Annotated in this window: 10 protein-coding genes; 1 reads left to right on the top strand and 9 read right to left on the bottom strand. The window is 54.8% G+C overall.

Features of this window, described 5'->3' with window-relative positions; all coding sequences use genetic code 11:
• Positions 1-246: 246 nt before the first annotated feature.
• The 9 genes from ACR0EZ_RS24155 to ACR0EZ_RS24115 all read right to left on the bottom strand — a co-directional run bounded on the left by ACR0EZ_RS24155 (position 247) and on the right by ACR0EZ_RS24115 (position 9920).
• A complete protein-coding gene (locus ACR0EZ_RS24155) occupies positions 247-1191 on the bottom strand; it encodes a 2-dehydro-3-deoxygalactonokinase (protein WP_480617349.1) in 945 nt (314 codons plus the stop codon).
• A 4-nt stretch (positions 1192-1195) separates the two neighbouring features.
• Positions 1196-2359: a mandelate racemase/muconate lactonizing enzyme family protein gene (locus ACR0EZ_RS24150; RefSeq protein ID WP_480617348.1), complete on the bottom strand. Its 1164-nt coding sequence runs from the start codon at positions 2357-2359 to the stop codon at positions 1196-1198.
• Positions 2356-3816, bottom strand: coding sequence for an NAD-dependent succinate-semialdehyde dehydrogenase (locus tag ACR0EZ_RS24145; protein ID WP_480617347.1), 1461 nt, complete (start codon positions 3814-3816; stop codon positions 2356-2358). Before ACR0EZ_RS24145 ends, ACR0EZ_RS24150 begins: the two co-directional genes overlap by 4 nt.
• Positions 3817-3823: 7 nt before the next feature.
• Complete coding sequence (locus tag ACR0EZ_RS24140; RefSeq protein WP_480617346.1) at positions 3824-5440, bottom strand: GMC family oxidoreductase; 1617 nt, start codon at positions 5438-5440, stop codon at positions 3824-3826.
• The gene (locus ACR0EZ_RS24135; RefSeq protein ID WP_480617345.1) at positions 5437-5889 is read right to left on the bottom strand and encodes a hypothetical protein; all 453 of its coding nucleotides are present in this window, start codon (positions 5887-5889) and stop codon (positions 5437-5439) included. Before ACR0EZ_RS24135 ends, ACR0EZ_RS24140 begins: the two co-directional genes overlap by 4 nt.
• A gap of 9 nt (positions 5890-5898) precedes the next feature.
• Entirely contained in the window at positions 5899-7119 is a 1221-nt protein-coding gene (locus tag ACR0EZ_RS24130) for a sugar ABC transporter permease (RefSeq protein WP_480617344.1), read from the bottom strand.
• The gene (locus tag ACR0EZ_RS24125; RefSeq protein WP_170511062.1) at positions 7109-7924 is read right to left on the bottom strand and encodes an ATP-binding cassette domain-containing protein; all 816 of its coding nucleotides are present in this window, start codon (positions 7922-7924) and stop codon (positions 7109-7111) included. Before ACR0EZ_RS24125 ends, ACR0EZ_RS24130 begins: the two co-directional genes overlap by 11 nt.
• A 12-nt stretch (positions 7925-7936) precedes the next feature.
• Entirely contained in the window at positions 7937-8998 is a 1062-nt protein-coding gene (locus ACR0EZ_RS24120; RefSeq protein ID WP_480617343.1) for an ABC transporter substrate-binding protein, read from the bottom strand.
• A 154-nt stretch (positions 8999-9152) separates the two neighbouring features.
• On the bottom strand, positions 9153-9920 hold the full coding sequence (locus ACR0EZ_RS24115; RefSeq protein ID WP_480617342.1) for a FadR/GntR family transcriptional regulator: 768 nt from the start codon (positions 9918-9920) through the stop codon (positions 9153-9155).
• 574 nt (positions 9921-10494) lie between these two features.
• Between ACR0EZ_RS24115 and mgrA the strand changes: the two genes are divergently transcribed.
• Positions 10495-11526 (top strand): L-glyceraldehyde 3-phosphate reductase, encoded by a 1032-nt coding sequence (gene mgrA / locus ACR0EZ_RS24110; RefSeq protein WP_480617350.1) that lies wholly within the window; start codon positions 10495-10497, stop codon positions 11524-11526.
• Positions 11527-11624 lie beyond the last annotated feature (98 nt).

The raw sequence follows: 11624 nt of genomic DNA, 5'->3' as shown, positions 1-11624 counted from the left end.
GAAGGCGCTCCATCTGTTCGTCAGTCAGCCAGAATAGATTGCTCATGATACACCTCTGAAACTCAGGGGCTTGAATCATGCAAACGAGACAACAGCAACAAATTTAATGCGTCCAGAACCTAGCTCGACGTAAGATACCGGCAACCAAGATCTCAAGCTTTTAGAGCGCTACATAAGGAACGACCTCGTTCATGCTCAAAAGGTCGGTTTGCTGTCGATTCGCTTCGGTTCGTACTGCCCGAAAGTTCATTGAGCTCGCGATGCCACCTTATTGGTTTTAAGAAGCTCGTGAGCAAACAAGGACAATCCCGCGATAGCAGATGTATCTGCTGCAATAGTCTCAACTTCACTTCCTGAGATATTGATTGCCGAACTATACGCTTCGCGAATGGGTCCACTGGCAATCAAAAACACTGGGTCAGATTCTTCCAGATGAACTCCGGCGATCTCTTGTCCAATCAACAAACCTGATAGCCTAGACGAAAAGTCATAAATGTCAGCTTCGGGGTCCAACAGTGCCCTAGCGCGTATCGAAAACAGTTTGTGAATAGCAGACGTTGGCTGTGCTAATACTTCGTGGACTGCATTCCTAAAAACAGTTTTATCGAAGAGTTCCGATCTGATGCTGCCACAGAATTGCGATAAGGTTGAGGCTGTTGACAGAAGCGCAAATAGCTCTCCGGTCATGACAGTCTGCCAGCTAACAAGATTGCCACACTCGATCCGGCACCATTTTGAGTGCGTCCCTGGCAGGCAGAAGATACCATCCCGTACGCCGTTCGAAATTGCGCCAAACAAGAGGGTTTCTTCGCCACGCATCACGTCAAAGCGTCCCTCTTCAGCAATACAGACACCCGGTAAGATAGTGCAGCCATAGCGGCCGGCTGTCACGTGTGCAGCACTATTTTTTATGTCCTCAAGACACGCAGGCACCGAAACATACGGTACCTCTCGCCAACCTTCGCGCGCGCCGGCCATTCCACAAATGATTACCGGGGCAGAAAAGGAAATCCCTTTGTTTGATAGGATCTTTTCAAGATATGGAGCGAACTCATTGCGCCTGAGTTTTGACATTCCCATATCGCTTTTGTGAATTTGGACTGGCGCTTCCCCGGACTTGCAGTACCAGGCTCGAAAGGTGCTCGTCCCCCAATCCACTCCGACAAATTCGAGCGCGTTCAGATCACCCATACCGTCAGCTCGAATAATGTTTGATAAAGTCACGATCTGGATCCACGCCCAAGCCAGGGCCGTTTGGAATCGCTGCAAAACCGCCTGTTGATGCGACTTGAGTTTGTATGTTCAGCGGTTCAGAAAGCAGTTCATCCCGGAACTTGTTGTCGGTGGTATCGAATTCGAGCATCGGTTCCCACGGGAATAATCCACCTGGAAGCGACGGCATGGCTGCGAGAAGGTGCATATTGGTGGCCACTGCCACGGCAGAACCCCAAACATGGTTCACGACCGGAGTGAAATGCGCGTGGCACAATGCCAAAACGCGCAGATATTCTGTGATGCCGCCGAGAGCACAAACCTCCGGCTGCGCGATATCCAAACCGCGGCTTTCCAACAAGGCGCGCCAGCCCCATCGGTTGAATTCTGCTTCACCCCCCGAAATGTTGACATTCAAACCGGCGCGCAGCTCACGATATCCGTCAAGATCTTCCGGGGCGACGGGCTCTTCAAACCAATAGGGGTCGAACTCTTCCATCGCGCGACCAACATAAAATGCGTCATGGGTCGTGTAGCAGTGGTTCGCATCGATCATGAAGCGATAGTCATCGCCCACACCCTTACGCACAGCTTCGATCAGGCGCACGTCGTTTGTCGGACCAAGCCCCACTTTCATTTTCGTCGCGACGAAGCCCATTTCTTTGATTGTGGCGGCTTCGTCTTCAAAACGAGACACCAGACTGTCCACACTCTCAGGGCGGAGCATCATTCCGTAGCCGTAAACCTGAATGCGATCGCGATGGGTGCCCCCGATGAGTTTATGCAGCGGTAAGCCTGCGATTTTGCCTGCGATATCCCACAGCGCAATGTCCACGCCAGAAAGTGACTGTAAAGGCATTCCCTTCTGGCCATGGTCGCGCATCAGGTTGTAAACTTTATGCCAGATCACATCGCGATCCAGTGGGTCCATATCCAACACCATCGGCTGGATCACCTGCTCGACGATTGCCTTGTTTGCCAAGGCGACATTTCCTGCACCAAAACACTCGCCCCAGCCCGTGACACCTTCGTTAGTCTCCACCTCGACCAGATGTGCCGTGCGCTTGTGGTAATATTGCTGAGAATACCCCAGCGGTTCAGGCAAATCGTAGCTGAGAACATGGCTGGTGACGCGGGTGATCTTCATGGGTTCAACCCTCCAAATCCAGTGGAATCGAGGGCGCGCGTTATCCGCTTTTGTACAAGATAGTCGTGTAGCGCGAGGGTTGAGCAATCATGCCCGATCCCCGACTGACCGATCCCGCCATGCGGCAAGTCGATATCGTACTTCACCCCGTTGATTTGAATTTCGCCATAGCGCAGATGCGCGGCATAATATTCGGCCCGACCTAGATCTCGCGTGAACAAATAGGCCGTTAACCCACCCTCCTCGCAGTCATTGGCCATTTCAACGACCCCGGTTTCATCCGAGAAAGGAATTAGGCTGACGATGGGACCAAAGGTTTCCTGTCGATAGACACCCATCGTTTCGGTCACGTTGTCCAAAACGGTCGGCGCGATGTAGTGACCCTTGTTCAGGTTCGGGGGTCTGTCCCCACCCGCCAGCAGGGTCGCGCCATCCGCGATTGCATCATCAATCAAACCTTTGATGCGAGCCCATGCGCGATCGTCAATAACTGGCCCAGTTGTGATATCGTCTGTTTTGTCAAACCCAACCGTAGCCGAATTTGCCCGGGCTACCACCTTTTCGGTGAAAGCCTCACGCACGGTCTCGGCCACAAACACACGGTTTGGTGAGACGCAAATCTGTCCGGCGTTAGAAAACTTTACCCCGGTCACGATGTCAGCGGCCAGGTCGAGGTCGGCGTCTTCGAACACGATAACCGGAGCGTTGCCTCCCAGCTCCATCGAATAGCGTTTGATTGATGTAGCACCGGTGCGCATGATGTGCTGCCCGGTCCGGGTCGAGCCGATCAGGGTCACGACTTGTGGGATGGTCGAGGCGGTCAGAGCATCAGCGACGTCATACCCATCCGTACAGAGAATTTGCACCACACCTTTCGGCAGGTCGATTTTTTCGCAAAGCGCCCCCACTGCATAGGCCGAAATCGGCGTCGCTTCAGACGGGCGAATGATGATCGGGCACCCGGCCGCCATGGCCGGGCCAATTTTGAACGCCAGATTCAACAAAGGGAAGTTCCACGCTAGATAGGCCACCGCCACCCCGACGGGTTCATAGACCATTCGATGTGAATGGGTGCCAGCCCGGTCGCTGAGGCCATAATCCTGAACGCGGGCAATTTCCTCGGCATAGAAATCGAGAGAAACGACCAAACTGTCCCAATCCTCATGCGTTTGGGCCCAGGGCTTGCCCATTTCCTGATGCACGCAGTCGCGCAGGAATTCTTCATGGGCGATCACTTCATCGCGCAGCCGTCGCATCCACATTTGCCTGTCCGCAATCGAAGTCTTAGCCCACCTGGGAAACGCAAACTTCGCGGCTTGTAGCGCACGCTCGACATCCGCGAAGCCGGCCGTGGTGACCGTGGCGATGGGATTTTCAGTGGCGGGATTGATGACCTCTTTGCGCCCGCTGCCATCCGTCAGTGCGCCATCAATGTAGATTTGTTTTGGAAATTCCATGGCCACCTCAATCAAACAGCGTTGCAATGTTGGTTTTGATCCGGTCGCCGATATAGAGCGCCAGTGCCTGTATCGTAGAAGTTGGGTTGACCGCTCCAGCCGTAACGAAGATCGAGCCGTCCACGATGAACAGGTTCTTTACGTCGTGGCTGCGCCCCCAGCCGTTCACCACAGACGTCTCGGTGTCATTGCCCATCCGACAGGTACCCATCTGGTGCCACCCTGCTCGCCACCAGACTTTGTCACCCTTGGGCAGAATGCGCTTTGCCCCGGCGGCCAGCAAAACCTCTTCGGCGCGGGCCTCGCCATGTTTCAGCATCGCCTGCGTATTTTCACCCAAGCGATAGGTGATCTTTGGGGCCGGAATGCCATCGCTATCGGTCAGATCTGGGTCAAGGGTCACACAATTATGTTCTTCCGGCAGATCTTCAGTCACCACAGTCAGGCCAGCGAGGTAGGGGTAGACATTGTCCATAATCTCTCGGTGTTCAGCCCCCCATGGGATGGGATTGTCGATGCCATACCCACCAAGCGCATAGGTCATTGGTGTGGTTGAGCGCCCAGAATGCAGACCATAACCACGTACAAACCCGCGACCGGGGTCGCTTTCGTAAAATTCTTGTGAAAGGATCGAACAGGCCATCGGCCCTTCATGTCCCTTCATTGGCTCATCAAACACTCCTGCAACGCCGGTTAGTGGATGGAACATCAAGTTCTTACCGACCTTGCCAGAACGGTTCGCCAAACCTTCCGGGAATAATTTGGATTTGGAATTCAGCAGTAAGCGCGGTGTTCCAACCCCGTTGCAGGCCATAATGACCAGTTCTGCCTTCTGCTCATGAACTTGCCCGTCGGCCCCATGGTAGAGCACGCCGGTCGCGAACCCGCTGTCCTCGTCCACCAATATCTCACGGACACGCGCTTTGGTGCGCAGTTCAACACCTGCATTTTCGAGCATCGGCCAATAGGTGAAATTGCTTCCGCCCTTGGCCCCCGCCGCACAACCCAGATCACAAGTCCCGGCGTTCACGCATTTCTGGCGGCCATCGTCATCCCGGCTTAGGATCGCGACGTCAGACGGCCACCAATGCCAGCCTTTTTCATTGAATCCACTCGCCAAAGTCTGCCCGAGTTTGCCAATCGGAATGGGTGGATGCGGCGGCTTATAGTCGGGATAAGCCGGATTGCCTCCCAAACCAGAGACGCCCGTGTTGCGGTCATTCATTTCATAAAACGGCGCTAAATCGTGATAATCGACCGGCCAGTCCTCACCCACGCCATCCAGTGATCTGGTTCGAAAATCTGACGGGCGCATCCGCGGCCAGTGGCCTAGGAAGTTGATTGTCGACCCGCCCACGCCATTCCAGTTGACCGGCGTGATGCAGCTATCCTCCGCGTTGATCGGGTAGTCCTGCGGAAGACCTCGAACATTCGGGTCGCAAGAAAACTCAGCGTACCGAGCGAGTTCATAATCCTCGCGGCGCGATGGGAAGTCTTTGTCCAGCAGATGATCACCCTGTTCCAGGCACAGAATGCGCATCCGTGTTTCCAACAGAGACCAGGCAATCGCAGCGCCTGATGCCCCCGCACCAATGATCAGAACGTCAACAGGTTCGTGTTTCATGCCTGACCTCCGGTAGGATCGCGAAACACTGGCCCACGAGCGCGCACAGGCGCGGTCAATTCATTCAAAAGCGCGGGCGGATCACTGACAACCTCGTACCCGGCTGGATGCACAGGATGCGATCCTACACCAACCTTGGCGCGCATATCCGGGCGACTGTAATAACCTTTGTAGGTTTCCATGAGCAGCAAACTGAACGCCTCGGGCAATTCGGATTCCAGCTGGCGGACGGTATGGGGAGTAATACCGTCCGCCAGTTCGCCGGCGCGGGCTATCAAGGTGACGAGCGCGCTGTTGAGAGCGGGATTACGCGCAGCCGCCTCTGTGACGAATGCCGCCACACCCAGATCTCCCGCCGACGGGATTCCTCGATCGCTATTTTCGGGAATAAGGATGTTGAGGATTGCATCGAGCGCCAAATGTGGACTGATATTTTCATATTCTGACATCGCCGCCTCCTACCTTCCGTTTCCGTTGCTGGGACGCGACACGGCATCAATCGCGACGGCTAAGAGCAGTATCGCACCCGACACCATCAGCTTGTCCGCCGCACTCGCACCAGTCAGATCCAGCCCGTTTCCGAGCGATCCGATGACCAAAGCGCCAAGGATTGCATTCCAGACTGACCCGCGGCCGCCAAAGAGTGATGTGCCCCCAATTACTGCCGCGCCGATCGCCTCAAGCAGCAAGGAGCCACCGGCGAAGGCCGTATAAGATACCGACCCATAGCGGGACGCTCCGAAAATTCCGCCAATGGCGGCCATAAGGCCAACAATTGCGAAGGCCGAGACCCGAATACGTTTGACCTTCATCCCCACGCGCCGCGCGCTTTCAGCATTGCCGCCAACAGCAAAAAGTGAGCGACCATACGGTGTGCTGGTTGTGATCCACCCCAACAGTGCAGTGATCGCGACAAGCAGCACCAGCAACAACGGCAGAGACCGATAAGCGTTAAGCGTCAGCACGACGGCCACGACAATGACAGAAAACGCGACCACCTGACCCCAAAGAGCGAATGGACTTTCCTGTTCCAAGCCAAGCGCTTTGCGCCGGCGTTGCTTGCGCAGATTGGAGTATGCGAACAGGCCGACAACTGCCAACCCCAGAACAATTCCCCAAAGGTCCGGGATAAGAACCCGAGCTATTCCACGCACGAAGGGATCACCGACGTTCAAGTTTCCCGTGGGCAGGATCTTTTGCATCAAGCCTTGGTACCCCAAAAGCCCGGCTAGCGTTACGACAAATGAGGGGATGCCGACATAGGCAACAAGCAAACCTTGCGCTGCGCCCATAACAATGCCGACGAAAATCACGATGATGCAGGCCAGCCAACCGGGCACGCCGCTCAGCACCAGCACGCCCAATAGCGCGGCACAAACCCCTGCAGTCGCGGCTGCAGACAAGTCTATGTCACCCAGCAGCAATACGATTGTTATCCCAACCGCCAACGTGGCAATCACAGCAGATTGCATAAACAGATTGTAGATATTGCGAGGGCTTAGAAAGATCGCACGGAAACTGTCTGCTTCGCCGCTCATCAAATCAATGAGCGGCAGGACAAGCCCGAAATACCCCCAGATTGCTGCCAACGCGAGGAGGACAGGAACAAAGGCCCCGAATTGCGTCTCGCGCAGAGCGCTGAATCGGTCGAGAAACGTCAATTTAGCATCAGGCTGCATTGCCATTCTCCGTGTCCAGGCCGCGTGTCATGGCGACGACAATTTCGTCTGGGTTCGTCTCCGAGGTTGTGTAAGTGGCGACATTTCCTCCATGACGAAGTACGGTGATCCGGTTTGAGACTTCGAAAATGTCGCGCATGTTATGCGAGATGTAGACGACCGCATGGTTCGTTTCGCGCAGTCGCTTTACGACCTCAAGCACCTGACGGGTCTGTGCGACGCCCAATGCGGCTGTGGGTTCATCCAGCATTACGACCGAGCTTTCGGCTCCAACCGCGCGGGCAATCGCAATGGCTTGACGTTGACCACCTGAAAGACCGCCCACCTTGGCACGAACAGATTGCAAAGTGCGCACTTCAAGCCTGTCGATGGCTTTCTTGGCTTTCACTTCCATTTCCAGGTCGTCCAGAGGGCGAAGAAGACGCGGCAGAAACCCCCAACCGGGCTTTACAGGTTCCGCCCCCAAGGACAGATTGGCTGAAACATCCAGATTTTCGCACAAAGCAAGATCCTGATAGACAATCTGAATACCCAGCTCAGTTGCGTCATTGGGTGAGGTCACGTCGACTGGCTTACCGTCGAGAAAAAACGCACCGTCATCCGCAAGATGTGCCCCGGCGAGCACTTTCATCAGTGTGGATTTGCCTGCGCCGTTGTCGCCGACAAGGGCCATCACCTCACCGCGAGCGACCTCAAAGTCAACACCGCGCAGGGCGTGCACGCCGCCAAACCGTTTTTGAATGCCACGCACAGCAAGATGCGCTGGTGGGGCAGCTTGCCCCACCATTTTGTCTTCAGACGTCATAACTCGACCTTGTTATTTGCAGAAGTCGGTTGAGGCGGCTTCGCCCTGACAGACCATGTCTTTGGTAATCGAAGCATCATTTTCGATCACATAGGCAACACCTTCCGCGCCGATGGCCGAGTACGAACCAACCGGCACATAGGCCACTTCTGCTCCGACACCGTTGGTGACGGTTTGCGGCGCGAGATCCGAGAAGTCTTCTCCATTGACCAAACGCACTGTGACCTGTGCTGCGGCCGCAGCCATATCTTCAAGCGGACGCCATCCACATTGGGTCTGCTTGCCCAGCAGCATCAACTGTTGTGCTTGCACCGTGCAGTCCAAACCTGAAACCGGAACAGTTCCGGCCATACCCTGCTCCTCCATCGCCGCGATGGCGGCACCGGCGTTCCCGTCGTTGGAAGACACAACGCCCTGAACGTTGTTATCCAGTTGAGTCAGCGCCTGATCCATCGAGCGACGGGCAATGGCCGGGTCCCAGCCCTGTGTCCAGTTCTCGTATCCCATGACGCGTGCGCCGCTTTCAAACAAAGGCGTGAGTGCACGAAGCTGGCCATTGTGGATGACTGCTGCATTCGGATCAGTCGGCGAACCCTTGAGCAATACCAGCGTGTCGCCGTCCTTTGTATTCTCGATCACATGGGTCGCCTGATCAAATCCCATACCTTCCAAATCGGCCTGTACCCAGAACGTGGTTTTAGGCGAGTTGATCATCCGGTCATAGGCGATTGTTGGGATACCTTCTTCGGCAGCCGTATCCGCAATTATCGCCGAGCTTTCCCCGTCGATAGGAATGACAACAAGAACCTTTGCGCCTTGAGTCAGTGCCTGTTCCGCCTGCCTCTGCTGCGTGGCGGTATCATTGTTGGCATTGAACACTTCAACTTTCACGTTGGGTGCAATCTCACCCATAGTGCGCACAAAAGCTGCAGCATCTTGCTGTTCCCAGCGCGGATTCACGTTTTCTGGAAGCAGTAGTGCAACCATATCCTCGGCCGATGCCGCCCCGGCTGCCAGCAACGCGGACGTTGCGACAGATCCGGCCAGCAGGCCTTTCGAAAGCTTTGAAAACATCATATCCTCCTCGTCGATGTTTCGGGCGCATTGCGCCGGATTATCTGGTGGAGTTCTCCCGATTTATCGGGCCAACCTGACGACGCGAGGCTGGGTAGAAGCATGTCTCGTGTCGTCACCACTAGCCCGGCCACCTTCCCGGACAGTGGACATCTCATCCCTTTTGTTCTTTTGCACCACGTTTTGCGCTGAAATCCGGCAGAGCCCCCGAAAGGCGTTCATAAGTATCGGCCAAATGCTCGCGCATTGCAGATGATGCCGCCTCACTGTCGTGAGCTTCGATCGCCTTCAAAACTTGCCGGTGCAATGGCAACGATCGTTTGTTTTCGCGCGGATCGCTGTTTGTCACTTTGATTGAGCTCAGCAGCGCCGAAAAGATCACGCCCTCCAAAGCAATAAGCACTTCATTATTCGCGGCGCGCAGGACAGAGCGGTGAAACAGCGCATCGGCAACTACAAAATCCTGGATCGACGTCGCCTGCTCCATGTCGTGCTGTGCTTTGCGAATGTCTTCGATCTGCTCTGGCGTTGCCGTTTGAGCTGCCCAGCCCGCAGCATTGGGCTCAACCATTTGCCTGACATCCATCAATTGACGCAGAAACTCGGGCTTCGGCTCGATGCCTTGATGCCAAGCCAGCACATCATCATCCAGAAGATTCCAACTTGCGCGCCGCCGCACTCGTGTTCCACTACCGCGACGAACTTCCAACAGCCCTTTGCCAACCAACAGCTTGATCGCCTCACGGACAACAGATTTGCTGACCCCAAAACGCGTACACAGCTTGTTTTCATCATCAATCAAACTGCCTTCCGGGAAATGCCCGGCAACAATGCGCCGTCCAAGTTCCCGACACACTTGCGTTGCGAGGCCAGGCGCCACACCCGCAGTGTCTTTCAAGTCATAGTATAGAAGTTCACTCATAGGATGATATTAAACATCTGATGTTTGTTTTGTCCAGATGTTTTAAGAAATCCGACATCATGATGCTAGGAGATTGCAGCGTGAGAAGAAGCAAAGCACCAAAAAACAAGAACTTTCCTGGTTCGAGAAGTCTACGATTACTTCAAATCTCAAGAGCGTAACCTTCAACGAAACTGGGAGCGTGACACCAAGCCTGCGAAAGCTAAGGTTTCGCAGCTACTCTTTTGCGTGTTGGGTCAGAACTCTAACGTCGACATCGGAGGCGGCGCAGCAGTTGCCAATCCATGGAGCCCGGCGACAACCGAGATCGGCCCAGAGCCGACATCCAACCCGCCATATTGATGCTGCGGTTGCAGCCCGCTTTGCGGACTTTCGCTGCGTCTATGCGACGGTACCGAATGCAATCGATCAAATCGTAAGACATAGGTGCTGGAGTAATACTAACAATAAGCACCCATCTAGGACGCGCAGAAACTCGTGTCGATCTTACCGGAGTTGATCCGTTTGACAGGCCCAACATTCCATTGATTATGTGCGCATGACCAAAGCTCAACGACCGACAAAGCCAAAACCCATTCGTTACACCCCGGAGCCGAACCGCTATGAGCGAATGGTTTATCGGCGATGTGGGCGGTCGGGTGTGAAGCTTCCTGTTGTCAGCTTGGGCCTGTGGCACAATTTCGGTGCGGACTCGACGCACGAAAACAAGCGAGCAATGTGTCGGACCGCGTTCGACCATGGGATCACTCATTTTGATCTGGCGAACAACTACGGTCCACCACCCGGATCGGCAGAAGAGGCATTTGGCGAAATCCTAAGAACTGATTTCGCGGGCTACAGGGATGAATTGATCATTTCCTCCAAAGCAGGCTACGACATGTGGCCGGGACCCTACGGAGAATGGGGGTCGCGTAAGTACATGATCGCGTCCTGTGACCAATCACTCGCGCGCATGGGGCTTGATTACGTCGACATCTTTTATTCCCACCGATTTGACCCCGACACCCCGCTCGAAGAGACGATGGGCGCGTTGGATCATATCGTACGGTCGGGTCGCGCGCTCTACGCAGGTATCTCGAGCTACAACTCCCAACGCACACGCGAGGCGGTGAAGATTCTTAACGACCTTGGGACACCTTGCCTGATCCACCAGCCTTCTTACAATCTGCTTAACCGTTGGGTGGAGCGGGACGGTTTGCTCGATACCCTGAACGATCTTGGGGTAGGATCGATTGCGTTCACGCCGCTGGCACAAGGCATTCTAACGTCAAAATACCTGCGCGATATTCCGCATGGCAGCCGTGCTACACAAGGGAAGTCGCTACTTGATGGCATGATCAACGAGCGATCTCTGGCAAGTGTCCGTGCTCTGAACGACATGGCTGAGGCACGCGGGCAAACTCTGGCGCAAATGGCCCTGGCCTGGGTGTTAAAAGGCGGACGCGTAACGACCGCGCTTATTGGTGCGTCCCGGCCGGGTCAGATCGTAGATTGCGCAGGCGTAGTCGATAACCTCGCCTTCAGTGATGAAGAGTTGGCAAGGATCGATGCAATCAGTTCGGAAGAAGATATCAACTTGTGGGCTCGGTCGTCAGAAACAGAATGACCAATCTTAGAAATGCTAAAACCCAAGACCATTTGGAGCTTGATAATATTGGCGGCTTCAGCTTCTGCAACTTGGTTAAATAGCTATCAAGACTAACC

This window comes from Ruegeria sp. AK4 (genome assembly GCF_056541025.1).
The sequence above is the reverse complement of the archived record's forward strand: the minus strand, read 5'-3'. Positions and strand labels throughout refer to the sequence as shown.